The organism is uncultured Pseudacidovorax sp. (assembly GCF_913773995.1).
Classification (GTDB): Bacteria; Pseudomonadota; Gammaproteobacteria; order Burkholderiales; family Burkholderiaceae_C; genus Xenophilus.
Map to the genome: position 1 here is coordinate 62334 of NZ_CAJYES010000033.1, position 24657 is coordinate 86990.

Genomic DNA, 24657 nt, shown 5'->3' on the forward strand with positions numbered 1-24657 from the left:
ATGCTGGCCGGCAGAACGGCCGCAGCCGGCCGCGCCCTCAGGAGACGCTTCATGAACGCCCAGCAATTCGTGGCCGAGCACGCCTTCGGCACCGTGTCCGACCTCATCCGCGCGCATGCCCGCGAACGGCCCGGCCGCCCCGCCCTGGCCGACACGCACGGCCGGCTCGACTACGCCGCGCTCGACGCCCGCATGGACCGCATCGCCGCCGCCCTGCAGCGCGATGGACTGGGGGTGGGCGATGCCATCGCCATCTGCGCCAATGCTTCGGTGGACTACGCCTGCGTCTTCCTCGGCGCGCTGCGTGCCGGCGTGGCGGTGGCGCCGCTTGCCCCCGGTAGCGCGCCCGACAGCCTGGCGCGCATGGTGCGCGATGCGGATGCCCGCCGGGTGTTCGTCGATGCCGTCGGCGACGCGGCCATGGGTGGCGCGGGCGAGCCGGCCGCGGCGCGCATCGCACTGCAGGGCGAGATGGCCGGCGCGCGGCCGCTGGCCGACTGGCTCACGCCCGAAGGCGCCACGCCGCAGCCGGCCGAGGTGCAACCCGCCACGCCCTTCAACATCATCTATTCCTCGGGCACCACCGGCGAGCCCAAGGGCATCGTGCAGGGCCACGGCATGCGCTGGGCGCACATCCAGCGCGGCGCCGTCTACGGTTACGGCCCGGAGTCGGTCACGCTGCTGTCCACACCGCTGTACTCCAACACCACGCTGGTGGTGTTCTTCCCCACGCTGGCCTTCGGCGGCTGCGTGTGGCTGATGCCCAAGTTCGATGCCGGCCAGTACCTGCAGCTGGCCGAACGCGAAGGCGTGACGCACACGATGCTGGTGCCGGTGCAGTACCAGCGGCTGATGGCGCACCCGGACTTCGACCGGCACGACCTCTCGCGCTTCCAGTCCAAGTTCTGCACCAGCGCGCCCTTCCGCGCCGAACTCAAGGCCGACGTGCTGGCGCGCTGGCCGGGCGGGCTGATCGAGTTCTACGGCATGACCGAAGGCGGCGGCACCTGCATCCTGGAAGCCCATGCCCATCCCGACAAGCTGCACACCGTCGGCTGCGCCGCGCCGGGCAGCGACATCCGCCTCATCGACGAAGAGGGCCGCGAGGTGCCCGCGGGCGAGGCCGGCGAAGTGGTGGGCCACTCGGCCGGCATGATGGTCGGCTATCACAAGCAACCCGCCAAGACGCGCGAGGCCGAATGGTTCGCACCCGACGGCAAGCGCTTCATCCGCACAGGCGACGTAGGCCGCTTCGACGCCGACGGCTTCCTCACGCTGTTCGATCGCAAGAAGGACATGGTCATCAGCGGCGGCTTCAACCTCTACCCCAGCGACCTGGAAGCCGTGCTGCGCCGCCACCCGGCCGTGGCCGACTGCTCGGTGATCGGCATCCCGTCGGAGCAGTGGGGCGAGACGCCGGTGGCCTACGTGGTGCACAAGCCGGGCGACACCACCGCGCCCGAAACCATCCGCGAATGGGCCAACGAGCAGCTCGGCAAGACCCAGCGTCTGGCGGGCCTGCGCTTCATCGACGAGCTGCCACGCAGCGCGATCGGAAAGGTGCTCAAGCGCGAGCTGCGGGATCGCTGGGCCGCCGAGCGCGGCTGAGCGGGGCAAGTCCACCGCGTCCTCCGCCGGTCACCCCAAGCGCCCAGGGCCCCGGACAATCGCCTCATGACTGCCGCTTCCGCCCCGACACCCGCCGCCCTCTCGCTGCGCGACTACGGCCCATCGCGTGGCAGCCATGCGCACGACCATTTCCAGGTGCTGGTGGCGCTGCAGGGGGTGCTCTCACTGGATGTGGAAGGCCGGGGACGGCGTCTGGCCGCGGGCCAGGGTTTCGTCGTGGCGCCGGGCGATCGCCACGACTTCGAGGCCGAGGCCGGCGCCAGCCGCTGCCTGGTGCTGGACACCCGCGACGCGGCCTGGACGACGCATGCAGGCCGCGCGGCGCAGGGCCCGCATGCGGCGGCGCTGGCCAGCTTTCTGGGGCTGTGCCTGTCGCAGCCCCAACCGCCCGCGCTGGCGCTGGCCCAGGCGCCGCTGCTGTTGTGCGAGGCCTGGTCGGTGCCCGCCTCTTCGACCGCCCCAGCTTTTGCAACGGCTGCGGCAGAGGGCACAGGAACGACGGTGCCTCGGGGGTTCATGCACCCTGGCAGCGGCACACCGACGGGAGCACTCGACCGAGGCCTGCCGCGCGGCCGGCCCATCGACTGGGCGGCGCTTTCCAGTTGGGTGGCGGCCCATTGGCACCGGCCGCTCGGTGTCGAAGACCTGGCCGCACGCGCCTTCCTCAGCCCGAGCCAGTTCGCCCAGCGCTGCCGCGACGAGCGCGGCTTGAGCCCGCTGGCCTGGCTGCGCGCACTGCGCCTGGCCGAAGCGCGCCGCCTGCGGGCGAGCGGCCTGGCAGTGGCCGAGACGGCGCGGCGCACCGGCTACCGCTCACCTTCGGCGCTCACAGCGGCGCTGCGCCGCGAAGGCGGCTGGAGCGCCTGAGGGGCGCCTTCCCCCAGCGCCAGCGCGCTGGCGCCATGCCAGCGACCCGCATTTGATCCGGGCCAAGCAGCGCGCGCCGTCTTAAGACTGCCTAAATGCCCGGGCGGGACCATCGCGCCCGCACCGGCCGATGCCGCCTCGCCCTCCGCGAGCCGCAAGGGCCGCCCGGCCCGCCAGGGCCTCATTCCACGATTGCGCTCTCCCATGACCACCGCCACATCGCCCCGCCCGCGCTACACACCTTCCGCCATCGCCCTGCACTGGGGCATGGCGCTGCTCATCGTCGCGGTCTACGGCTGCATGCTGGGCTCCGATAACTTCCCGCGCGGCAGCGACACCTACCTCTTGCTGCGCGGGCTGCACTACAGCCTGGGCCTGCTGGTGCTGCCGCTGGCCTGCCTGCGCCTGGCGCTGGTGGCCCGGCAGTCGCGCCCGGCCATCGTGCCGGCGCCGGCCGCCTGGCAGGAGCAACTGGCGCGATGGATGAAGTTCGCGCTCTACGGCCTGATGCTGGCGATGCCGCTGCTGGGCTGGCTCGCGCTGGCCGCCAAGGGCACGCCGGTGGCCTTCTTCGGTCTGCCCCTGCCCTCGCCGCTGCCGCCGGCCCCCAACCTGGCGCACCTGATCAAGGAAGTGCACGAGGCCGGCGCCAGCGTGGGCTATGCGCTGGTGGGCGCGCACACCGCCGCGGCGCTGATGCACCACCATGTGCTGCACGACAACACCCTGCGCCGCATGCTGCCGGGGCGGGCCTGACAGGGTGTGAACGCGGGCGCGGCTTTCGTCCTCGCGCGGCCCGCCGGACGAGCCCGCCCTCCTTGCCAGATCGCAGCCTCGCGACGAGAGACCGGCGGTGCGCGACGACGCGGCCGCCTAAGCTTGGCGGATGCGCCTTCTCTCCGCCTCCACCCTGCACGCCCTGGCCGCCATCGCGCTGTGGGCCTCGCTCGCCGCACTGGGCACCGCACTCGCGCATGTGCCACCCTTCCTGCTCACCGGCGCCGCACTGATCATCGGCAGCCTGCCGAGCTGGCCGCTGGTGCTGCGCGACCGCCGCGCCTGGGCCGTGCCGCCGCGCACGCTGGCGCTGGGCATCTACGGGCTCTTCGGCTTCCACTTCCTGTTGTTCATCGCGCTGCGCCATGCGCCGCCGGTGGAGGCCAACCTGGTCAACTACCTCTGGCCGCTGGGCATGGTGGTGCTGGCGCCGGTGCTGCTGCCCGGCACGGCGCTCAGACCCCTGCATGTGGTGGCCGCACTGCTGGGCTTTGCGGGCGCGGCGGTGGCGATCCTGAGCGCCCGCGGCACGGGAAGCGCCGGCGGTTTCGCCTGGGGCTTCGTGCCGGCGCTGGGCTCGGCCTTCATCTGGGCCAGCTACTCGCTGTGGACGAAGCGGGTGCCGGCCTTTCCCACCTCGGCCATCGGCGCCTTCGGGCTGGTGTCGGGGCTGCTGGCGCTGCTCTGCCATGCACTGCTGGAGCCGGCGGCCAGCCTGTCGGTCCGCGACTGGGCGCTGGTGGCGCTGTGCGGGCTGGGTCCGCTGGGCGCGGCCTTCTTCTTCTGGGACCGGGCGCTCAAGACGGGTGATGCCCGGCAGATCGGCATCCTGAGCTACCTGACGCCGCTGTTGTCGACCACCCTGCTGCTGGTGGTGACCGGCCGCCCCCTGACCGGCGGCATCGCGCTGGCGGCCGCGATGATCGTGTCGGCGGCGGTGATGGGCTCGCGGGCGCGCTGATCGGCGTCGCCCCCGCCCGACGACACCCACGGCACCGCAGCACCCGCGGCGCACGCGCGGGCCCTCCGCGTGAACAATGTCGCGGGTGACGCTGCAACAGCGTGTCCGGCGCGCGGCGGAGTGGCGAAGAGCGCTTCGTTGGCACTGAATTCGCTATGGCCGGTGGCACGAGGCAGGCGCCCGGCGCGTGCTCCGTGAAGAACAATCCATCACCCCCGCTGTCACACCGCACACTGCAAGAAGAGAGGACATCGTTCATGGCCAAGATCCAACCCGGCGTGGGCCCACGCTTTCCCCAGGTGGTGGTGCTCGTCGGCGCCACCGGCGACCTGGCGCGGCGCAAGCTGCTGCCCGGGCTTTTCCACCTGTGCAGTGCCGGCTTCATTCCCGCCTGGCGCATCGTCGGCTGCTCGCTGGACGACCTGGACGCCGAGGGCTTCCGCCGCTTCGCCCGCGCCGCGCTGGACGAGTTCGGCAGCCGCAAGGTCGACCAGGCGGCCTGGGAGGCCTTCGCCGCCACGCTCGACTACGTGCCGCTGTCGGCCGGTGCACCGGCGCTGGCCGAGGCCGTGGCCCGGGCCGAGGCCGAGCTGGGCACCGAGTCCCGCCGCCTGCATTACCTCAGCGTGCCGCCCAAGGCCGCGCTGCCCGTGGTGCGCACCCTCGGCGAGGCCGGCCTGGTCGAGCGCGCCCGCATCGTCATGGAAAAGCCCTTCGGCACCGACCTGGCCAGCGCCCGCGACCTGAACGCGAAGCTGCACGAGGTGTTCGAAGAGGAGCAGATCTTCCGCATCGACCACTTCCTGGGCAAAGAGGCGGCGCAGAACATCCTGGCCTTCCGCTTCGCCAACGGCCTGTTCGAGCCGATCTGGAACCGCACCTTCATCGACCACGTGCAGATCGACGTGCCCGAGACGCTGGGCCTGGGCAAGCGCAGTGCCTTCTACGAGCAGACCGGCGCCTACAAGGACATGGTCGTCACGCACCTGTTCCAGATCCTGGGCTTCGTGGCCATGGAGCCGCCCACCTCGCTGGAGCCGGCGCCCATCAGCGAGGAGAAGAACAAGGTCTTCCGCAGCATGCTGCCGATTCCGCCGCAGGACGTGGTGCGCGGCCAGTACGCCGGCTACCGGCAGGAGGAAGGCGTGGACCCGGACTCGGACACCGAGACCTTCGTCGCCCTCAAGTGCCACATCGACAACTGGCGCTGGGCCGGCGTGCCCTTCTACCTGCGCACCGGCAAGCGGATGGCCGAGGGGCAGCGGGTGATCTCCATCGCCTTCCGCGAGCCGCCCAAGAGCATGTTCCCGGCCGGCAGCGGCGTGGGCTCGCAGGGGCCCGACCACCTCACCTTCGACCTGGCGGACGCGTCGAAGATGTCGCTGTCCTTCTACGGCAAGCGCCCGGGGCCCGGCATGCGGCTGGACAAGCTGAGCCTGCAGTTCGCGATGAATGACACCGGCTACGTGCACGAGGTGCTGGAGGCCTACGAGCGGCTGATCCTCGACGCCATGCGCGGCGACCGCACGCTGTTCACCACCGCCGAGGGCATCGAGCGGCTGTGGGAGGTGTCGCAGCCGCTGCTGGAGGCACCGCCGCCGGTGCGGCTCTACCAGCCCGGCTCATGGGGGCCGAAGCCGGTGCACCAGCTGATCGCACCGCATGCGTGGCGCCTCCCTTTCGAGCGGGCGTGGCGGCCGACGAGCCAGGGTCAGGGCTGAGCCCCTGACCCGTCCGCCGCGCCTTGTGCTTTCAGCTCACCCCAACCACAGCACGAAGGCCGAGGCCACGAGGCAATAGGCACCGAAGAGGTACCAGCGCCCCGACTCCAGCCAGGACGACAGCCAGCGCAGCGCCGCGAGCCCGGCCAGGAAGCTGAGCACCATGCCGAAGGCGCTGGGTGCGAGCACCGGTCCGAGATCGTGCACCGCGACCGCAGGGCCGGTGGCCGAAGCCGTGAGCAGCCGGTGCACCTCCTTGACGATCACGGCGGGGGTCAGCACGACGGCCAGGGCGAAGCTGAATTCCTCGGCCTTGCGCCGTTCGATGCCCACCGCCATGGCGGTCGAGATGGTGGCGCCCGAGCGAGAGAAGCCCCGGAAGGGCAGGCACAGCCCCTGCACGGCGCCGATGAGCAGGGCCGAGGGACCGCCGACGCGCCGGCTGGTCCGCTCGGGGATGAAGGAGGCCGCGATGATCAGCACGCCCGCTGCGGCCAGCGCGGCGGCCATGAGGCGCGAGTTGCCGAACAGGTGTTCGATCTCGAACTGCGGGTCGGAGGCCAGCACCCAGTGCTTGATCGCGAACTGAAGCCCGAGGCCCACGACGCCCGTGCAAACCGTGGCCAGCACCACGCCCGTCGCGCTCTGCTTGAACGCGCTCCACGAGCTGAAGTACGCCTTATTCCAGCTGCGCCAGAAATAGACGATCACCGCGAACATCGTGCCGGTGTGGAGCATGACCAGCAGCAGCGTCATCTCGGGCGTGGTCGGATCGAGGCCCATCAGCTTCTCGGCGGTGATCACATGGGCGGAGCTGGAAACGGGGAGCAGTTCGGCGGCACCCTGGATAAGGGCCAGGATGGCGACTTGGAGCGCGGTCATGAGGAGAGCGGAAGGATGTTCTGGAATGCGAGCGCATGGCCGCCGACCTGGCCATCGGCAAGGCGATGGGCGGGCGTCTGTGCGGGATGAGCGCCGGATTCTCGGAACACAAGCTGACGGCCACGCGACCGGCTCGGCACCCGGACTCAATCCGCGGTCTTCGTGGCCATCGGTTCGTCGGCGACATCGACGCCCAGCCGGCCCGCTGCGGAACGCATCGGGCCCACCGCCGGCGCCAGCGTGCCCGCCCGGCCCAGCCCAAATGCCGGCATGTTGACGTAGACGTTTTCGTACATGCCTGGACGCACCACGTAGCTCTCGTGCCAGATGCCGACACTGCCGTCGGTGCCGACCGCGCGGTTGAACTGCTGCCAGGCCGGCAGGTGGGCCGCGTCGCGCGCCCTGGCATAGGCCAGCAGTGCGTCCATGCTGCGCCAGTACTGCACCAGCACCAGCGTGCGCGAGAACCACATCTCGTGGCTGAGCAGGCCCAGCTCGGGCTGCGCGTAGAGCTCGCGCAGCATGCGCGGCATGGCGCGGGCGATGGGCAGCCATTTGTGCACCGCCCACGGCCGATTGAAACGGGCGCCGATGAGGAAGACGGCGAACTCCCCGTCCAGTCGGGCCGTCATGCGTTCGCGATGAAGCATGGCAGGCATCATGGCTTGCGTGGGGGTTCGGGCTCCCACTGCGGCAACAGGCCGGGCACCCGCCAATCCTGCGGCCGGATCGACGTTACCGCGAGTGCCCCACCCACCGCCCCAAGGACGGAACTCGCCCAGGCGAACAGCTGCATGGATGTGGCTGCAGACAACGCATCGAACAGACCCGGCACGGCAAGCGCGGAGCTCGCACCGGTCAACCCGAGACTCAGACGGAACCAGTTGTTGGCCGCGCCCGCTCTGCGGCTGTGCCATGCGAAGGCGAATGTAGTGACGCCACAGGCGACGGACACCCAAAGATGGAACGTGGTCATGGAATCTCCCTTCATGCTTGTGACCGGGGACATTGCCACAAGGTGCCGCCTGCGACAACCACGGTCCCCCTGCATTGAATGCTGCTCAAGCAGGGGCGACTGCACATGACCTCAGGGATGCGCTTCCCGCACACGCGCCGTGCGCCTCTACGGACTTGGGCGGTCTGCGGCGGGGCCACTGCTCGCAACAGCCCGGCGCTTTGCGCCTCGCAACGCATCCCGATTCGCAGCGGCCTGTTGCCGCGCGATTCGTGAAGAGCGTCCCTAAGCCACCTTCAGCACCAGCTTGCCGAAGTTCCCCCCCGAGAACAGCTTGGCCAGCGCCTCCGGGAAGTTCTCCAGCCCGTCGACCACGTCCTCGCGACTCTTCATGCGACCGTCCTTGAGGTAGCCCGCCAGCTCGGCGATGGCCTCGGGGTAGCGGTCGGCGTAGTCGAACACCACCATGCCTTCCATGCGCGCGCGGCTGACCAGCAGGCTGAGGTAGTTGCGCGGACCGGCGGTGGGCGCGCTGTTGGCGTTGTTGTACTGGCTGATGGCGCCGCAGATGACGATGCGGGCCTTGGGCGCCAGCTTGGCCAGCACGGTGTCGAGGATGTCGCCGCCGACGTTGTCGAAGTACACGTCCACGCCGCGCGGCGCATGCTGCTTGAGGCCTTCGCGCACGGCCTGCGGGCTGGCCTTGTAGTCGATGCAGGCGTCGAAGCCCAGCTCCTTGACCACCCAGTCGCACTTCGCCGGGCCGCCAGCGATGCCGACGGTGCGGCAGCCCTTGATCTTGGCCAGCTGGCCGACCGTCTGGCCCACGGCCCCTGCGGCGCCCGAGACGACGACCGTGTCGCCAGCCTTGGCCAGGCCCACGTCCAGCAGCCCGAAGTAGGCCGTCATGCCTGGCATGCCCAGCACGTTGAGCCACTGGCCCGGCGTGCCGGCGGCGAGGTCGATGCGGCGGACGTCGCCGCGCTGGATCTGCGCGTGGCCGAAGGCGGCGAAGTCCTGGATGCCGAGCAGGCCGGACACGGCGTCGCCTTCGGCGAAGCCGGGATTGCGCGAGGCCACGACGCGGCCGATGCCGCCGGCGCGCATCACCTCGCCGATGCCCACGGGCGGGATGTAGCTGCGGCCCTCGTTCATCCAGCCGCGCATGGCGGGGTCGAGCGAGAGCAGTTCGGTGCGCACCAGCACGCCGCCCTCCTCCACCGTGGGAATGGGCGCGTCGGCGACGAAGTCGAAGTCCTCGCGCGTGGCGGCGCCCTGCGGGCGGCGGGCCAGTCGGAACTGGCGGTTGGCTGTGGCAGCGGGGGTGGCGGTCATTCGGGTGTCTCCTGGTGCGATGTCGTCGGGGCCGTGCGGACGGTCGCGGGCATGCTAGCCAGGGGCCGGGCGGCGGCTGGTTGCGCAGGCGACAGCACCGGCAGGCCTGCGCACCGCGCGCCGATACGCGACGCGTCACACGGCAGGACACACCGCCGCGACGGGGCACAAGTGGCGCCACGGCGAGCGCCCTCGCCCTCGTGTCAGCGGATCAGCGCAGCAGCGCCGTCACCGCCAGGCCCGGCTTCGCCAGCCGCAGGTCCAGCCGGCCGCCGTGGGCCTGCGCGACCAGCCGGCACAGGTACATGCCCAGGCCCACGCCTCCGCCTCCGGCACCGCGCGCCCGCGCGCTGTCGGGGCGATAGAACGGTTCGGCCAGGCGTTCGAGCTGGTCCTCGGGCACGCCGGGGCCGAAGTCACGCACCTCGATGCAGACGCCGTCGGGCTCATCCGGCGCCGTGGGTGCGCGGTGCAGCGACAGGCGCGGCGGCTGCGGCCCGGCGCCGTGGTGCAGCGCATTGGCCAGCAGGTTGCGCAGCAGCAGCCGCACGCGGGCCCGGTCCAGCGACAGCGCCGGCAGATCGGCAGCCGCCTCCACCTGCACGGCCTCGGCCATCGGCAGGCCGCGCGAGACCAGCTCCTGCATCACCTCGCGCGCCAGGGCCAGCAGGTCGACCGGCTCGCGCTGCAGGGCCGCGTGCGGGCTGGACAGGCGCTCGCCTTCGAGCAGGTCGCTGATGAGGTCGCGCATCTCGTTGAGGTCGCGCAGCAGGGCCGCCCGCTCGGCAGCGCCTTCGGGCGTCTCGGGCAACAGTTCGGCATTGAGGCGGGCGCGGGTCAGCGGGGACCGCAGCTCGTGGCTCACGGCCAGGAGCAGCGCGCGCTTGGCGTCGAGCATGCGCTTGATGTCCTCGGCCACGGTGTTGATGTGCTGGGCCAGCTCCCCCAGCTCGTCGCGGCGCCGCAGCGGAATGGGCCGCGAGAAATCGCCCCGGCCAAAGCGCTCGGCGCCAGCCCGGATGTCCTCCAGCGGCCGCAGCAGCTTGTGCACCACGCCGTAGGCCAGCAGGATCAGGCCGATCACCAGCGCAACCATCACCCCGTCGAAGCCGTCGTTGGCCTGCTGCATCAGCCGCGGGCTCCAGCCGAAGGTGATGCGGTGGCCGTCGGCGGTGCGGCGCACGTACCAGGGGTCCTCGCCCGTCGCGGTCGGCACGCGCGGGGTGAGCCAGTCGCGCCGGCGATGGCGCTCGTCGTCGGGATCGGAGGCCCAGTTGACCACCGGCCCGCTGATGCGCAGCGAGATGGGCAGCCGCGCGGCCAGCTCGCGCGCCTTCTCGACGCTGGGCGGGCTGCCGATCTCGTCGACCACGCGCCCCATGTAGTCGCTGAGCAGCGGCTGGGCCACCGCGCGCCAGCCCGTGCTGCCGAAGGCCGCGCGGAGGCCGCCCAGGAAGACGGCCGTCATGGCCAGTGCGAGCACCACGAAGAGCGTCACCAGCCGCAGGCGCAGGGAATGGCTCCAGCGCTGGCGCCAGCGACGTCGGCGCTGGAGGCGGCGGGGGAGCAGCCGGTCGCAGGCGGGATCGGCCTGGGTGTCGCGCGGCGGCGTCATGAAGGGGCGCCAGGTCGGCGTGCCGAGGCGGCTTGTGCGCCGTTCTGCCCTTCGACGGGCTCAGGGCGAACGGGGTCGGAGGCTGGGGTGGACCTCGGCTGTTCGTCCACGCGGCCGACGGCGAGGGTGTAGCCCGCGTTGCGCAGCGTCTTGATGCAGTCCAGCGGCTCCAGCTTGCGACGCAGGCGGCTGACGACGATGTCCACCGCGCGGGTGAACAGCTCGGCCTCGTGGCCGCGCAGCCGGTTGAGGATGTCGTCGCGGCTGAAGACCTTGCCGGGCTCGGAGGCGAGCAGGGCCAGCAGTTCGAATTCGGTACCGGTCAGCTCCAGCCGCTCGCCATGGCGGACGACCTCGCGGCGGTCGAGGTCGATGGCCAGGCCGTCGAAGTCATGCCGCTGTGCGGAGGCCGGCGCCACGGCGGGCCGCACACGCTGCCGGCGCAGGATGGTCTGCACGCGCGCGACCAGCTCCCGCGGCTCGAAGGGCTTGGGCAGGTAGTCGTCGGCGCCCAGCTCCAGGCCGACCACGCGGTCCATCACGTCGCCGCGGGCGGTGAGCATGACGATGGGGATGTCGCTGTCGGCCCGGATCTGCCGGCACAGGGCGAAGCCGTCCATCTCCGGCAGCATGACGTCGAGGATGGCGGCGTCGTAGGGGTGGGCTCGCAGCTTGGCAAGTCCCTCGCTGGGCCGAAGCGCGCAGTCGAGCGTGCAGCCGAAGCGGGCGAAGTAGCTCGCGAGCGGCGGCCCGAGGTGCACGTCGTCGTCGATCAGCAGGATGCGGGGCGCGTCGGTGGACATGGCGGAATTGTGCCCAGGGGCGTGGCGCGCAGCCCCGCTGCGGGCGTTGCGCTGGCGCCCATCACCAGGGGTCGCGGGGGCCAAGACGGCCCAGATGCGTGTGGCCGAACGCACGGCCGTACTTGAGCCCGTAGCCGAGCATCCGGTCGAGGCCGATGTGCGCCAGCCAGATCGCCGCCAACGGCCAGAACAGCGGCGCCTGGGCGGGCAGTGCCAGGCCGGCCGCCGCCAGCAGCACCGGGCCGATGAGGCTGTGGGCCGCGTTGTAGGCGCGCGCACCGAGGGCCGGGCCGGCCAGGTAGCCCAGCATCGCCAGGTCGGGCAGCAGCAGGAGCGCGGCAAAGCGACCCCACTGGGCGGGCGCCAGCTGGGCATAGGCGAGCATGGCGAAGACCAGCAGCGCAGCGCCCTCGGCACGCAGCAGCAGGCGCACGCCGCCTTGCACCGCGCCGGCCTGCGCAGGCGGCGCGGGCCGATGCCATGAGCCGCTGCGGCCGGCCATCGCATCGTGCCCATCGACGACACAAGCACCTGCACCCACCGCGGCGCCCGCGCCGACACGCAGCGCCGAGCCCGCCCGTTCACCCGAGCTAAGAGGATGGCCGGCTTCCGCCGAGGGCCAGTCCGTCTTGCGGGGCAGCAATGCCTCAGCCATGGCGTGACCAGCGGCCGCCCCGCCGCTCGATGAAGTCGCGCACCTGCTGTTGTTGGGCCGGGCGCAGGTGGTCGTAGAAGTCGGCCAGCGCGGCGATCACCTCGGGGCTGCCGCTGCGCACCGCGGCGGTCTTCTCCTCGACGAGGCGCGTCGCCGCCGCCTGGTCGAAGGTGGGGCCGGCGAACAGCGCGCGCCAGGGCGCACGCGGGTCGGTGGCGTCGCCGCGCATGGCCTGGCGCTGGCTCTGCAGTTTGGCCGCCAGGGTGTCGAGGCGCTGGCGCTGATCGGCGTCCAGGTCCAGCTTGCGGCCGATGCGCTCGACCATGTGGGCGCGCATGGCGCCGCTGTCGGTCCCGGCCTCGTGCCAGCCGTGTCGGCCGGCGCAGGCGGTGAGCGAACCCAGCAGCAGCGTGCCGCCGAGGAGGGCCAGCAGGCCCCGGGCGATGCGAGGACGGAACTTCATGATGAGGGCTCCTGGAGTGGCTCGGACAGGTGCGGCAGGGCGCTCAGAGGCGCGAACCGGCGGCCGATTGGGCGCGCACGTCGACCGGGTTGGGCAGCGTGGAGATCACGGTGCTGTTCACGCGCGAGCCCGAGCTCACGTTCTGGTCCGGCGCGGCGGCGGTGCGGATGGCCTCGGCCACCACGCGGGCACGCGGCTGCGAGACGGCCACGGTTTCGGGGCCGCGCGAGCCGCGGGTGACGTTCTGGTCGGGGGCGGCAGCCGTGGCGCGCGCCTCGGCGCGGACGGCGTCGCGGCTCATCGCGGAGACGGGCGCGGTCACGCCCTCGTAGGTTTCGGCATGGGCCGCCGTGCCCAGCAGGGCGAAGGCAGAGACGGCGAGGAAGGCAGCGCGGACGTTGGTCATGAGAGGTCTTTCGAAGAGGTTGTTGAAAGAGCCTTCATGGTGCCGGGCGGTCCGCGCCCGGTCTTTTCACGGCCGTCGCGCCGTGTTTCGTTTCTTTTCTTTCAGCGGCCCAGCAGCTCGGCGGGATCGTCGCTGTCGACCACCTGGCGCGCCCAGTGGGCCAGCTTGCCGGCATCGGCGCGCAGCACCTCCTGCTTGACGGTCAGGATCTGCGAGGGATGCATCGAGAAGCTGCGCAGGCCCAGGCCCAGCAGCAAGCGCGTGAACTGCACGTCGCCCGCCATCTCGCCGCACACGCTCACGCCCTTGCCCAGGCGGCGCGCCTCGGCGATGGTCTGCGCCACCAGGCGCAGCACCGCCGGGTGGCAGGCGTCGTAGAGATGCGCCACGCTTTCGTCGGCCCGGTCGATGGCCAGCGTGTACTGGATCAGGTCGTTGGTGCCGATGGACAGGAAGTCGAAGTGCTTCAGGAAGATCGACAGCGACAGCGCCGCCGCCGGCACCTCGATCATGGCGCCCAGGCGCACCGGGCCGGCCTCGTCGCCGCGCGCCTTGAGCTCGGCACGGGCCTTGTCGATGAAGACCAGCGTCTGCCGGATCTCGCTGGCATGGGCCAGCATGGGGATCAGCAGGTTCACCGGCCCATGGGCCGCGGCGCGCAGGATGGCGCGCAACTGCGCCAGGAACATGGCCGGCTCCGACAGGCTCCAGCGGATGGCACGCAGGCCCAGCGCCGGGTTGAGGTATTCCTGCCGGGCGGCCTTGCCGTCCAGCGGCTTGTCGGCGCCGATGTCGACGGTGCGGATGGTGACGGGCATGCCCTGCATGCCCTCGACCGCGCGCCGGTAGGCCTCGTACTGCTCTTCCTCGTCGGGCAGACGGCTGAGGTGGCGCGCCTCGCGGCCCATGAAAAGGAACTCGCTGCGAAACAGGCCCACGCCCTGCGCACCGGCCTTGACGGCGGCGGCGGCGTCCTCGGGCATCTCGATATTGGCGAGCAGTTCGATGCGCTCGCCGTCGAGCGTCACCGCCGGGCGATGGCGCAGCCGCCACAGCCGCTCGCGCTCCAGCTCGCCCTGGCGCTGCTTGAAGCCGTATTCGGCCAGGATGATGGGCGAAGGGTCGACGATCACCACGCCGGCGTCGCCGTCGATGATGACCCAGTCGTCCTGCCGCACCAGCTGGCTGGCCACGCGCGCGCCCACCACGGCCGGGATGTCCATGCTGCGCGCCACGATGGCCGTGTGCGAGGTGCGCCCCCCGACGTCGGTGACGAAGCCGGCGAACACGCTCTTCTTGAACTGCACCATGTCGGCCGGCGACAGGTCGTGCGCGATGAGCACCAGCGGGGCGTCGAAGCCGTCGGCCTCGTCGTCGCCGGCGATCGGTGTCTTGCGCGGCGGCGGCGGCGGCGGGGCCAGCACGGCGGCCGTGCCCTTCATCTGGCGCAGGATGCGCTCGACCACCTGCTCGAGGTCGGCCTTGCGCTCGCGCAGGTACTCGTCCTCCATCTCGTCGAACTGGCGCGCCACGACCTCGAGCTGGCTGGTGAGCGCCCATTCGGCGTTGTAGAGCCGGTCGACGATCCAGTGGCGCACGCCCTCGGACAGGGCCTCGTCCTGCAGCAGCATGAGGTGCACTTCGAGCAGGCCCGCCAGCTCGTGCGGCGCCTCGTCGCGCTTCATCTGTGACACGCTGGCGCGCAGGCGCTCCAGCTCTTCGGCCACCGCGTCGCGTGCCGCTCGCACGCGATCGAGTTCCGTCTCGATTTCCTGCGGCTGGATGAAGTAGTGCGCCACATCCAGCCGGCTCGACACCACCAGCACCGCCCGCCCGATGGCAATGCCCCGGGCGACGTTGAGACCGTGGATGGAGATGGTCATGGCTGCGGCAAGCCCCTTTGGGAGGCCGCCTTACCCGCCACGGAGCAGCGCGAGCAGCCTGGGGGCATCGGCCGCGCGCTGGGCCGCCCCAAGCGCGGCCAGCCCCCTCGGGGGGTGGCGTTACACGCCGCGCAGCGGCGTGATAAGCCTGGGGGCCACATCCTCACTCGCCCTCGCCGAACTTGTCGTTCATCAGGGCGACGATGGCGTTCATCGCCTCCTGCTCCTGCGGCCCATCGGTCTCCAGCTCAACCGTGGCCCCCAGCCCCGCGGCCAGCATCATCACGCCCATGATGCTCTTGGCATTGACGCGTCGCTCGCCGCGCGCGATCCACACCTCGCACGGAAAGCTGCCCGCCAGCTTGGTGAGCTTGGCGGAGGCGCGCGCATGAAGGCCCAGCTTATTGCTGATGGTCACGGATGTCTTGATCACTGTATTTACGTCTCACCTGGTTGAGGGGGGCGGCCACGGCCACCTGCATGACGCCGGCCGTGCCGCCGGCGATGGCCCGCTGCACCTGCGCGTCGAGCGGCTCGTGACGGTAGGTCACGGCCCGCAGCAGCATGGGCAGGTTCACGCCTGCCACCAGCCGCGAGCGCACGCCGTCCACCAGCTGCTGCGCCACGTTGCAGGGCGTGGCGCCGAACACGTCGGCCAGCACCAGCACATTCGAGCGCGAACCACCCCGGTGGAACTGCTGCTCCAGCAGGATGCGTGCCGCGCCCAGCGACTCCTCGGGCGACACATTGGGTTGGACGTCGAGCGCGGCCAGTGCGCCTTCGCAATCGGGGAAGACGTGCAGGGCGCACTGGCGCAAGGCATGAGCCAGGGGCGCGTGGGCGACGATGAGGATGCTGTTCATGCAGGCGGCAGGCGGCGAGGGCATCGATTATGGGCCGAGGGCCCGGGGCACCGGCATGGCGGTTGCCCGGCGGTCCGTGCGCGTCAGCGCAGGCGCAGGCCTTCCCAGAAGGTCTCCAGCGCCTGCGGGTCCGAAGGACGTCCGAGCACGGTCGCCTGGTAGAGGGTGTAGCGGCCGGCAGCATCCACCTGGGCGAACCAGCGCATGTGGGAGTGCGGCGGTCCGGCGGCACCGGTCTCACCTTCGGCGACGAGGTCGATGGCCGGTGGGATCTCGGCGGCGCGTGGCACACGGGTGGGCGATTCCTGCACCTGGCCGCGTGCGCGCCAGGGCGCCCGGGCGGCCGTGCGCCAGGCCTCCAGGCGACGTAGCGCTTCGGCAGGGGAGCTGCCGCCGTCCATCCGCGCCACGGCGAAGGTGGCGTCTCCAGCGGCGCAGCCGGCCATGTCCAGACCCACGGCCTGACCCGCCAGGTCGACGTCGCGCTGGGCGCGGTCCGGCTTGCAAGGCAGCAGCACCAGCAGGCCGTCGCCCAGCGGCACGTCACGCCAGTTGAACACCGGATTGCAGGCGGCCAGCAATGCCAGCGCAGCCATGTACACGGAACTAGAATTCCGACGCCTCATCGAAGGATGCCCCCATGAAAACCGCTTTCCCTGCCGATCGCCGCGCGAGGTCCATGACCCGCCTTGAGGCCTTGTCGATGCGAGGAGCAGCCTGACCATGAAAAAAGCACTGTATGCGCTCGCGCTGGCGGCCGTGGCGGCGGTGGGCACCGCGGTCTACCTTCAGGCCGGTACCAGCCCGGCACCCAGCTCCAAGTTCGTGTTGCTGGACGGCTCCACCCAGTCGACGGCCGATTTCAAGGGCAAGGTGACGCTGGTCAACTTCTGGGCCACGAGCTGCACCACCTGCGTGGCCGAGATGCCCCGCGTCATCGCCACCTACGAGAAGTACAAGGGCCAAGGCTATGACACCGTCGCCGTGGCCATGGACTACGACCCGCCGAGCTACGTGGTGAACTTCGCGCAGACGCGCAACCTGCCCTTCAAGGTGGCCATAGACAACACTGGCGCCATCGCGCAGGCCTGGGGCGACGTCAAACTCACGCCCACCACCTATCTGGTCAACAAGCGCGGCGAGATCGTCAAACGCTATGTGGGTGAACCCGACTTCGCCGAGTTGCACCAGCTGATCGAGAAGCTGCTGGCACAGGCCTGAAGGCGTAGCAGCGTCCAAGAACAAAGGCGTCCCGAGAGACGCCTTTTTGCTGTCCGCACGAAGTCACGAGACGCAACGGCGGCAGACGGCGGTGCGGAGTCCGGCGACACGCGCCGGCCCCGGCGCCGCGCTCACTCGCGGAAGGAATCGTGGCAGGCCTTGCACGAGGCACCTGCCGGCCCGATGGCGGCCTTGATCGCGTCCAGATTGCCCGTCTTGGCGGCGGCGGCCAGCTTGGCCACTTCGCCTTCGGCCTTGCTGGCTGCGGCCTTGAACTTGTCTTGCTCCTTCCAGATGGCAGGGCTGGCCTTGCCACCTTCGGTGCCGGGACCGAAGCCGGCCCAGGGGAGCTTGATCAGCTCGGCGGCGCGCGCCGCGCTGGCCTCGGCCACCTTGGCGTCGAAGTCGGCGCGGCCGCTGGCCATGTCGGCCACGCGCTTGAAGTTCTGCTGCATTTCCTTCAGCGTGGCCTGGCGGTACTTGATGGCGTCCTGCGGTGTCGCAAAGGTGGGCTGGGCCGCCGCAGCGGTGGCCAGAAGGGCCAGCACGGCCGCGGAAAGGAGAGATCGAATCATCGAAGGGTCCTTGTTGTAGGGTGGCCGCCGCGGCCGGTGCCTGGCGGTGCGCGCGAGTTTAGGGCCCGACTCGCAGGGCGCGGATGAATGGCCATCGGGCATGCGGCATATCCGGTTGGCGGATCGCTTTTGTTAATCTGGCGGGCCTTCGGCCGATCCGGCCGCGGCGCTCCAACTCCCCGATCCATGGCTTCCACTGCTGCACCTGCCGTTTCCGTCACCCGCGTCCGCGTGTGGGATCTGCCCACCCGGCTGTTCCACTGGGCGCTGGCCTTCTGCGTGGTCGCGTTGGTGGTGACGGCCAAGACCGGTGCCATGGACTGGCACTTCCGCCTGGGCTACACAACGCTGGCCCTGTTGCTGTTCCGCCTCCTCTGGGGCTTCGCCGGTGGCTACTGGTCGCGCTTTGCGTCCTTTCTCCGAGGGCCGGTCGCAGTGATGGCCTATGTTCGCGGCCGCGCAACTGAGCACGAGCGCATTGGACACAACCCGCTGGGCTCGCTGTCGGTGCTCGGCATGCTGCTGGTGCTGCTCCTGCAGGTATTCACCGGACTGATGAGCGATGACGCCATCAGCTTCACCGGCCCCCTGGCGTCGCGCGTGCCGGGCGCTTGGTCCGCTTGGGCCACCGACTGGCACAAGGACGCGGGGCAATGGCTGGTGATTGCGCTGGTCGCCTTGCATGTGTTGGCCCTGGTGTTCTACGCGGTGGTGAAGCGGGAGCGACTCGTGCCCGCCATGGTGACCGGAGACAAGGCGCTGGCGGTGGCGCAGGGCGTGCCTCAGAGCCGCGACGACGCCGCGCGGCGCCTGCTGGGGCTGGTGCTCTTCGCGCTGTGCGCCGCAGTGGCCGCCTGGGTGTCGAGGCTGCAGGGCTGAGCATGGCGATGACCCCGGCGGATCTTCGCTTGAGCGATGTCCACGACGCCGCCCAACTCCAGGCGGCCCAAGCCCTGTTCCGCGAGTACGCGGCCTCGTTGCAGATCGACCTGGGCTTCCAGGATTTCGAGGAGGAGCTTGCCGCGCTTCCTGGCGACTACGTCGCCCCGCGCGGCGCGCTGCTGCTGGCCTGGGCTCCGCCGGCGCCGGTGGCGGCCCAGGACGCGCCGCCGCGCCTCGCCGGCTGCTGTGCATTGCGTCCGATGGACACGGCCGACTATCCCAATGCTGCCGAGATGAAGCGCCTGTACGTGCGCCCGGCCTTCCGCGGTCTGGGCCTCGGCCGACGGCTCGCCGAAGCCGCCCTGGATGCGGCCCGACAGGCGGGCTATTCCTGCGTCCTCCTCGACACGCTGGACGACATGGAATCCGCCCGCGCGCTCTATGTGGACCTGGGCTTCGTGGACATTCCGCCCTACTACCACAACCCCATTGCAGGCGCGCACTACCTCAAGGCCGACCTCTGAGCGCCTGTCTCATGGCGAACGACTGAGGTCCTGGGCCGGGAAGTGTGTCTGGTTGATGCGGCAGACCCGAGGGCCACGCCGGGTACGGACACAACGCAGCAGGCCGCAAAAAAAGAGGGCCGGACGATCGCCGTCCCGCCCTCCTTTCACCGCGGCCGATGCCGCCAGGCGATCAGCCCTTGGCCTGGGCCAGCAGCGTGCCGGCGTCGCTCACCTCGAACTTGCCAGGGCCTTCCACGTTGAGCGCCGCCACCTTGCCGTCCTTGACCAGCATCGAATAGCGGTTGCTGCGGACACCCATGCCGCGTGCGGTGAGGTCCAACGTCAGGCCGGTGGCCTTGGCGAAGTCTGCGCTGCCATCGGCCAGCATGCGCACCTTGCCGTTGGTCTTCTGGTCGCGCGCCCAGGCGCCCATCACGAAGGCATCGTTGACGCTCAGGCACCAGATCTCGTCCACACCCGCGTCCTTGAAGGCGGCAGCACCCTCGACATAGCCGGGCACGTGCTTGGCCGAGCAGGTGGGCGTGAAGGCGCCCGGCAGTGCGAAGAGCGCGATGGTCTTGCCGGCGCTGGCCTTGGCCACATCGACGGGGTTCGGGCCGATGCTGCAGCCTTCGCCCTCCACTTCCGAATACTCATACAACGTGACCGCGGGAATCGTGTCGCCAACCTTGATCATGGAAGCTCCTCTGGGGTTTGATGGAAAACAAAAACGGCCCACATTGTGGGCCGTTTTGCTTGCACCGCGAGGGTGGCGGGGATCAGACCGCGGCGGCCTTCTCGACCAGACGCGTGGCGATCCAGTTCTTGGACTTCGAGATCGGACGCGACTCGGTGATCTCGATCACGTCGCCCAGGTGGAACTGGCCGTCTTCGTCGTGCGCGTGGTACTTGCTCGACTTGATCATGATCTTGTTGTAGATCGGGTGCTTGACGCGGCGCTCGACGAGCACCGTCACCGTCTTTTCGCGCTTGTCGCTGACGACCTTGCCGACCAGGGTGCGCTTGAGGGATTGCTTGGCTTCCGTCATGTTCACTCCTTACTTGGCAGCAGCGGCAGCCTGCTTCTGCGCCAGGATGGTCTTGGCTCGGGCGATGTCGCGGCGAGTCACGCGCAGGCTGGCCACGTTGGCGAGCTGTTGCGTGGCCTTCTGCATGCGCAGGCCGAAATGGGCCTTCTGCAGATCCTTGACTTCGGCCTGGAGGCCGGCGACGTCCTTCTCGCGCAGGGTTGCGGCCTTGGACACCTTGGCTGCATTCTTCTTGGTTGCCATGAGAGTTCTCCTATCAGGCGCCAAGCTGGCGAGCAACGAAGGTCGTGCGCAGCGGCAGCTTGGCTGCAGCCAGGCGGAACGCTTCACGAGCGAGTTCTTCGGGCACGCCGACGATCTCGTAGATGACCTTGCCCGGCTGGATCTCGGCCACGTAGTACTCAGGGTTGCCCTTGCCGTTACCCATCCGGACTTCGGCGGGCTTGGTCGAGATCGGCTTGTCGGGGAACACGCGGATCCAGATACGGCCACCGCGCTTCACATGGCGCGAGATGGCACGGCGAGCGGCTTCGATCTGGCGCGCCGTGAGGCGGCCGCGGTCGACAGACTTCAGGCCGAAGTCACCGAAAGCCACCGAGTTGCCCCGGGTGGCGACGCCGGTGTTGCGGCCCTTTTGTTCCTTGCGGAACTTTCTGCGTGCAGGTTGCAGCATTAGATTTCTCCGTCTTTCTCAGGGCCGGGTTTATTCGGCCTTGGCGCCGTCCGCTGCTGCAGCGGGCGCGGCTTTGCGGACGCGCTTAACGGCGGGCTTGTTGGGGTCCACGGCTTCGGCGGGCTTGTCGCTGCCGTCGGCCGGGGCGGTGTTGCCACCGATCGGACCACGGGCACCGGCACGCGGGCCCCCGCGGCGGTCGTTGCCGCCCGGACGGCCGTCACGGCGCGGACCACGCGGACCGCGGCGCTCTTCGCCCTCGGGGCGCGGCGTGCTGTCCAGCGAGGGCGCATCGTTGCGACCCAGGGTGTCGCCCTTGTAGACCCAAACCTTGACGCCGATGACGCCGTAGGTGGTCTTGGCTTCGGAGAAGCCGTAGTCGATGTCGGCGCGCAGGGTGTGCAGCGGCACACGGCCTTCGCGGTACCACTCGGTACGGGCGATCTCGATGCCGTTCAGGCGGCCGGCAGACATGATCTTGATGCCCTGGGCGCCCAAACGCATCGCGTTCTGCATCGCGCGCTTCATGGCGCGGCGGAACATGATGCGCTTCTCGAGCTGCTGGGTGATGCTGTCGGCGATCAGCTGCGCATCGACTTCGGGCTTGCGCACTTCCTCGATGTTCACGGCCACCGGCACGCCCAGCTGCTTGCCCAGGTCGCGCTTCAGGTTCTCGATGTCCTCGCCCTTCTTGCCGATCACCACGCCCGGACGTGCCGAGAAGATGGTGATGCGGGCGTTCTTGGCGGGGCGCTCGATCAGCACGCGCGAAACGGACGCGTTCTTGAGCTTCTTCTTCAGGTATTCACGAACCTTGATGTCCTCGGCCAGCATGCCCGCGAAGTCGCGGTTGTTGGCGTACCAGCGGCTGGCCCAGTTGCGGCTGACCGCAAGGCGGAAGCCGGTCGGGTGGATTTTCTGTCCCATGTTTCTTCCAGACCTTAGTTGCCGACGGTCACGTACACATGGCACGTGGGCTTGCTGATGCGGTTGCCGCGGCCCTTGGCGCGCGCGGTGAAGCGCTTGAGCGTGGCGCCCTGCTCGACGTAGATCGTCTTGACGCGGAGCTCGTCGATGTCGGCTCCGTCGTTGTGCTCGGCGTTGGCGATGGCCGACTCGAGCACCTTCTTGACGATCACGGCGGCCTTCTTCTGGGTGAATTCCAGAATGTTCAGCGCTTGATCGACCTTCTTGCCGCGGATCAGGTCGGCGACGAGGCGGCCCTTGTCCACAGACAGGCGCACGCCGCGGAGAACTGCACGTGTTTCAGACATGTTCTCTGCTCCTTACTTCTTGGCTTTCTTGTCCGCCGGGTGACCCTTGAACGTACGGGTCAGTGCGAACTCGCCCAGCTTGTGGCCGACCATCTGGTCGGTCACGTAGACGGGCACATGCTGCTTGCCGTTGTGCACGGCAATGGTCAGGCCGATGAACTCGGGCAGCACCATCGAGCGGCGCGACCAGGTCTTGATCGGCTTCTTGTCCTTGGTCGCGATGGCCTTCTCGACCTTGGCGATCAGGTGGTGGTCGACGAAGGGACCTTTTTTGAGAGAGCGAGTCATGGCTGCCCCTTACTTCTTGCGACGCGACACGATGAAGACCTGCGTGCGCTTGTTGTTGCGGGTACGGTAACCCTTGGTGAGGTTGCCCCACGGGTCGACCGGATGACGGCCTTCGCCGGTCTTGCCTTCACCACCACCATGCGGGTGGTCGACCGGGTTCATCACCACGCCGCGGACGGTCGGGCGAATACCACGATGGCGGGTCGCGCCAGCCTTGCCGTATTGGCGCAGGCTGTGTTCTTCGTTGGCCACTTCACCGATGGTGGCGCGGCACTCGATGTGGATCCGGCGCACTTCGCCCGAACGCATACGCACCTGGGCGTAGATGCCTTCGCGGGCCAGCAGCGTGGCCGAAGCACCGGCGGAGCGTGCGATCTGCGCGCCCTTGCCCGGCTGCAGCTCGATGCAGTGGATCGTCGAACCGACGGGGATGTTGCGGATCGGCAGGGTGTTGCCGGCGCGGATCGGGGCTTCCGAGCCGCTCACCAGGGTTGCACCGGCTTCCACACCGCGCGGGGCGATGATGTAGCGGCGCTCGCCGTCGGCGTAGCACACCAGCGCGATGTGGGCGGAACGGTTCGGGTCGTACTCGATGCGTTCGACCTTGGCCGGGATGCCGTCCTTGTTGCGCTTGAAGTCGACCACACGGTAGTGGTGACGATGACCACCACCCTTGTGACGGGTGGTGATGTGGCCGTTGTTGTTGCGGCCGGCCTTCTGGAACTGGGGCTCCAGCAGGGGCGCATAGCCTTCACCCTTGTGCAGGTGGTCGCGCGAGATCTTGACCGCGCCGCGTTGGCCCGGGGAAGTCGGCTTGAGCTTGATGACGGCCATGATTACGCAGCCTCCGAAACCAGGTTGAGCTCCTGACCGGGCTTGAGCGTCACGTAGGCCTTGCGAACGTTGTCGCGGCGGCCCACCGAGCGGCCGAAGCGCTTGGTCTTGCCCTTGATGTTGGCGACAGACACGCCCTTGACCTCGACCTTGAACATCAGCTCGACAGCGGCCTTGATCTCGGGCTTGGTGGCGTCCTGGAGAACCTTGAAGGTGATGGCGTTCGACTTCTCGCCGACCATCGTGGCCTTCTCGGAGACGATCGGTGCGACCAGCACAGCCATCAGGCGGCCTTCGTCGAACTCGCGCTCCGCGGGGGTGGGATTCATGCGGCTCATGCGAACATCTCCTTGAGCTTGTCGACGGCCGCCTTGGTCACCAGCACCTTCTTGTAGTGCACGAGCGACACGGGATCGGCGTAGCGCGGCTCGACCACCAGCACGTTGGCCAGGTTGCGCGAGGCGAGGTACAGGTTCTCGTCGACTTCTTCGGCGATCACGAGCACGGACTCGAGGTTCATCGCCTTGAACTTGGCAGCCAGCTGCTTGGTCTTGGGCGAGTCGACCTTGAGGGACTCGACCACGGCCAAGCGGCCTTCGCGGGCCAGCTGCGAGAAGATGGACGCCATCCCGGCGCGGTACATCTTCTTGTTGATCTTTTGCGAGAAGTTTTCGTCAGGCAGGTTCGGGAAGATCCGGCCGCCCCCACGCCACAGCGGCGAAGAGGTCATACCGGCGCGGGCGCGGCCCGTGCCCTTTTGCTTGAACGGCTTCTTGGTGGAGTGCTTGACCTGCTCGCGGTCCTTCTGGGCACGGGTGCCCTGACGCGCGTTGGCCTGGTAGGCGACGACGATCTGATGGATCAGGTCTTCGTTGTAGGCACGGCCGAACACGGTCTCGGGCGCGTCGTACTTCGACGCGGCCTGGCCCTGCTCATTCAGGAGTTCGAGTTCCATTACTTCGCTCCTTCTGCCTGGGGCTTGGCCTTGACGGCGGGACGCACGGTCACGAAGCCGCCCTTGGCACCGGGGATGGCACCCTTGATCAGCAGCAGCTGACGGGCTTCGTCGATGCGCACGATGTCCAGGTTCTGGGTGGTGACGGTCTCGTCGCCCATGTGGCCGGTCATCTTCTTGCCCGGGAACACGCGACCCGGATCCTGGGCCATCGAGATGGAGCCCGGGACGTTGTGGGAACGGCTGTTACCGTGCGACGCACGCTGCGACGCGAAGTTGTGGCGCTTGATGGTGCCGGCGAAGCCCTTGCCGATCGAAGTGCCTTGCACGTCGACCTTCTGGCCTGCGGCGAACACGGCGTTGGCGGCGATCACGCCACCGGCCTGGTGCTGCGCAGCAGCTTCGGCGGTCACGCGGAATTCGCGGATGATTTCACCGGCTTCGACGCCGGCCTTGGCCAGATGGCCGGCCTGGGGCTTCGTCACGCGCGAAGCACGACGGGCACCGAACGTCACCTGCAGAGCGACGTAGCCGTCGTTCTCTTGGGTCTTGACCTGGGTCACGCGGTTGTTGGACACGTCCACC

The 24657-nt window shown here is 69.5% G+C and carries 33 protein-coding genes; 8 read left to right on the forward strand and 25 right to left on the reverse strand.

The genetic code is table 11. The features are described from left to right. Positions 1-51: 51 nt before the first annotated feature. The 5 genes from QZ772_RS03205 (at position 52) to zwf (ending at position 5955) form a co-directional block, all read left to right on the forward strand. On the forward strand, positions 52-1608 hold the full coding sequence (locus QZ772_RS03205; RefSeq protein ID WP_295522962.1) for a class I adenylate-forming enzyme family protein: 1557 nt from the start codon (positions 52-54) through the stop codon (positions 1606-1608). A gap of 66 nt (positions 1609-1674) precedes the next feature. After that, a complete protein-coding gene (locus tag QZ772_RS03210; RefSeq protein WP_295522964.1) occupies positions 1675-2496 on the forward strand; it encodes an AraC family transcriptional regulator in 822 nt (273 codons plus the stop codon). Positions 2497-2700: 204 nt separating this feature from the next. Further along, positions 2701-3252 (forward strand): cytochrome b, encoded by a 552-nt coding sequence (locus tag QZ772_RS03215; protein WP_295522966.1) that lies wholly within the window; start codon positions 2701-2703, stop codon positions 3250-3252. Positions 3253-3382: 130 nt separating this feature from the next. After that, positions 3383-4234 (forward strand): DMT family transporter, encoded by an 852-nt coding sequence (locus QZ772_RS03220; protein ID WP_295522968.1) that lies wholly within the window; start codon positions 3383-3385, stop codon positions 4232-4234. Positions 4235-4491: 257 nt separating this feature from the next. Beyond that, positions 4492-5955 (forward strand): glucose-6-phosphate dehydrogenase, encoded by a 1464-nt coding sequence (zwf, locus tag QZ772_RS03225; protein ID WP_295522970.1) that lies wholly within the window; start codon positions 4492-4494, stop codon positions 5953-5955. A 36-nt stretch (positions 5956-5991) separates the two neighbouring features. On the opposite strand, the gene QZ772_RS03230 is transcribed toward zwf, so the two are convergent. The 13 genes from QZ772_RS03230 to QZ772_RS03290 form a co-directional block, all read right to left on the reverse strand. Next, positions 5992-6837, reverse strand: a complete 846-nt coding sequence (locus tag QZ772_RS03230) for an undecaprenyl-diphosphate phosphatase (protein ID WP_295522972.1) — start codon at positions 6835-6837, stop codon at positions 5992-5994. A 146-nt stretch (positions 6838-6983) separates the two neighbouring features. Beyond that, complete coding sequence (locus tag QZ772_RS03235) at positions 6984-7487, reverse strand: DUF4188 domain-containing protein (protein WP_295522974.1); 504 nt, start codon at positions 7485-7487, stop codon at positions 6984-6986. Positions 7488-7495: 8 nt separating this feature from the next. Continuing rightward, on the reverse strand, positions 7496-7813 hold the full coding sequence (locus QZ772_RS03240) for a hypothetical protein (protein ID WP_295522975.1): 318 nt from the start codon (positions 7811-7813) through the stop codon (positions 7496-7498). 264 nt (positions 7814-8077) lie between these two features. After that, the gene (locus tag QZ772_RS03245) at positions 8078-9127 is read right to left on the reverse strand and encodes an NADP-dependent oxidoreductase (RefSeq protein WP_295522978.1); all 1050 of its coding nucleotides are present in this window, start codon (positions 9125-9127) and stop codon (positions 8078-8080) included. A 211-nt stretch (positions 9128-9338) separates the two neighbouring features. Beyond that, complete coding sequence (locus QZ772_RS03250; RefSeq protein ID WP_295522980.1) at positions 9339-10742, reverse strand: HAMP domain-containing sensor histidine kinase; 1404 nt, start codon at positions 10740-10742, stop codon at positions 9339-9341. Then, positions 10739-11545, reverse strand: a complete 807-nt coding sequence (locus QZ772_RS03255; protein ID WP_295522982.1) for a response regulator transcription factor — start codon at positions 11543-11545, stop codon at positions 10739-10741. Before QZ772_RS03255 ends, QZ772_RS03250 begins: the two co-directional genes overlap by 4 nt. A gap of 61 nt (positions 11546-11606) precedes the next feature. Next, positions 11607-12200, reverse strand: coding sequence for a DUF4260 family protein (locus QZ772_RS03260; RefSeq protein ID WP_295522984.1), 594 nt, complete (start codon positions 12198-12200; stop codon positions 11607-11609). Further along, a complete protein-coding gene (locus tag QZ772_RS03265; protein ID WP_295522986.1) occupies positions 12193-12663 on the reverse strand; it encodes a Spy/CpxP family protein refolding chaperone in 471 nt (156 codons plus the stop codon). Before QZ772_RS03265 ends, QZ772_RS03260 begins: the two co-directional genes overlap by 8 nt. A 43-nt stretch (positions 12664-12706) precedes the next feature. Beyond that, the gene (locus tag QZ772_RS03270; RefSeq protein WP_295522988.1) at positions 12707-13069 is read right to left on the reverse strand and encodes a DUF4148 domain-containing protein; all 363 of its coding nucleotides are present in this window, start codon (positions 13067-13069) and stop codon (positions 12707-12709) included. Positions 13070-13170: 101 nt separating this feature from the next. After that, the gene (ptsP, locus tag QZ772_RS03275; RefSeq protein ID WP_295522991.1) at positions 13171-14952 is read right to left on the reverse strand and encodes a phosphoenolpyruvate--protein phosphotransferase; all 1782 of its coding nucleotides are present in this window, start codon (positions 14950-14952) and stop codon (positions 13171-13173) included. A 163-nt stretch (positions 14953-15115) separates the two neighbouring features. Continuing rightward, positions 15116-15385, reverse strand: a complete 270-nt coding sequence (locus tag QZ772_RS03280; protein WP_043116522.1) for an HPr family phosphocarrier protein — start codon at positions 15383-15385, stop codon at positions 15116-15118. After that, positions 15354-15815: a PTS sugar transporter subunit IIA gene (locus QZ772_RS03285; protein ID WP_114802199.1), complete on the reverse strand. Its 462-nt coding sequence runs from the start codon at positions 15813-15815 to the stop codon at positions 15354-15356. Before QZ772_RS03285 ends, QZ772_RS03280 begins: the two co-directional genes overlap by 32 nt. Before the next feature lie 83 nt (positions 15816-15898). After that, complete coding sequence (locus tag QZ772_RS03290; protein ID WP_295523010.1) at positions 15899-16411, reverse strand: hypothetical protein; 513 nt, start codon at positions 16409-16411, stop codon at positions 15899-15901. A gap of 127 nt (positions 16412-16538) precedes the next feature. Between QZ772_RS03290 and QZ772_RS03295 the strand changes: the two genes are divergently transcribed. Continuing rightward, positions 16539-17036 carry a TlpA disulfide reductase family protein gene (locus QZ772_RS03295; RefSeq protein ID WP_017758391.1) on the forward strand — a complete coding sequence of 166 codons (498 nt, stop codon included), beginning with the start codon at positions 16539-16541 and terminating at the stop codon, positions 17034-17036. Positions 17037-17167: 131 nt separating this feature from the next. On the opposite strand, the gene QZ772_RS03300 is transcribed toward QZ772_RS03295, so the two are convergent. After that, on the reverse strand, positions 17168-17611 hold the full coding sequence (locus QZ772_RS03300) for a cytochrome c (protein WP_295522995.1): 444 nt from the start codon (positions 17609-17611) through the stop codon (positions 17168-17170). A gap of 186 nt (positions 17612-17797) precedes the next feature. Here QZ772_RS03300 and QZ772_RS03305 point away from each other — a divergent pair, with 186 nt between their 5' ends. After that, positions 17798-18490 (forward strand): cytochrome b/b6 domain-containing protein, encoded by a 693-nt coding sequence (locus QZ772_RS03305; RefSeq protein ID WP_295522996.1) that lies wholly within the window; start codon positions 17798-17800, stop codon positions 18488-18490. An 8-nt stretch (positions 18491-18498) separates the two neighbouring features. Next, positions 18499-19017, forward strand: a complete 519-nt coding sequence (locus QZ772_RS03310) for a GNAT family N-acetyltransferase (RefSeq protein WP_295523012.1) — start codon at positions 18499-18501, stop codon at positions 19015-19017. A gap of 172 nt (positions 19018-19189) precedes the next feature. Here QZ772_RS03310 and QZ772_RS03315 read toward each other — a convergent pair whose 3' ends face one another. The 11 genes from QZ772_RS03315 to rplC form a co-directional block, all read right to left on the reverse strand. After that, positions 19190-19696 (reverse strand): peroxiredoxin, encoded by a 507-nt coding sequence (locus QZ772_RS03315; protein ID WP_295522997.1) that lies wholly within the window; start codon positions 19694-19696, stop codon positions 19190-19192. An 82-nt stretch (positions 19697-19778) separates the two neighbouring features. After that, on the reverse strand, positions 19779-20048 hold the full coding sequence (gene rpsQ, locus QZ772_RS03320; protein WP_017758386.1) for a 30S ribosomal protein S17: 270 nt from the start codon (positions 20046-20048) through the stop codon (positions 19779-19781). Between the two features lie 9 nt (positions 20049-20057). Continuing rightward, positions 20058-20264 carry a 50S ribosomal protein L29 gene (gene rpmC, locus QZ772_RS03325; RefSeq protein WP_043118357.1) on the reverse strand — a complete coding sequence of 69 codons (207 nt, stop codon included), beginning with the start codon at positions 20262-20264 and terminating at the stop codon, positions 20058-20060. A 40-nt stretch (positions 20265-20304) separates the two neighbouring features. Further along, positions 20305-20721, reverse strand: coding sequence for a 50S ribosomal protein L16 (rplP, locus tag QZ772_RS03330; protein WP_017758384.1), 417 nt, complete (start codon positions 20719-20721; stop codon positions 20305-20307). Positions 20722-20751: 30 nt separating this feature from the next. Continuing rightward, the gene (gene rpsC, locus QZ772_RS03335; RefSeq protein WP_295522999.1) at positions 20752-21648 is read right to left on the reverse strand and encodes a 30S ribosomal protein S3; all 897 of its coding nucleotides are present in this window, start codon (positions 21646-21648) and stop codon (positions 20752-20754) included. A gap of 14 nt (positions 21649-21662) precedes the next feature. Then, positions 21663-21995: a 50S ribosomal protein L22 gene (rplV, locus tag QZ772_RS03340; protein ID WP_017758382.1), complete on the reverse strand. Its 333-nt coding sequence runs from the start codon at positions 21993-21995 to the stop codon at positions 21663-21665. A 12-nt stretch (positions 21996-22007) separates the two neighbouring features. Next, a complete protein-coding gene (rpsS, locus tag QZ772_RS03345) occupies positions 22008-22283 on the reverse strand; it encodes a 30S ribosomal protein S19 (protein WP_017758381.1) in 276 nt (91 codons plus the stop codon). Between the two features lie 9 nt (positions 22284-22292). Continuing rightward, the gene (rplB, locus tag QZ772_RS03350) at positions 22293-23117 is read right to left on the reverse strand and encodes a 50S ribosomal protein L2 (protein ID WP_017758380.1); all 825 of its coding nucleotides are present in this window, start codon (positions 23115-23117) and stop codon (positions 22293-22295) included. Positions 23118-23119: 2 nt separating this feature from the next. After that, positions 23120-23446, reverse strand: coding sequence for a 50S ribosomal protein L23 (gene rplW / locus QZ772_RS03355; RefSeq protein WP_193758146.1), 327 nt, complete (start codon positions 23444-23446; stop codon positions 23120-23122). A gap of 5 nt (positions 23447-23451) precedes the next feature. Beyond that, positions 23452-24072 (reverse strand): 50S ribosomal protein L4, encoded by a 621-nt coding sequence (gene rplD / locus QZ772_RS03360; protein WP_017759512.1) that lies wholly within the window; start codon positions 24070-24072, stop codon positions 23452-23454. Beyond that, on the reverse strand, positions 24072-24657 hold a 586-nt coding region (gene rplC, locus QZ772_RS03365; protein WP_295523001.1), incomplete at its 5' end, for a 50S ribosomal protein L3. The genes rplC and rplD, both read right to left, overlap by 1 nt.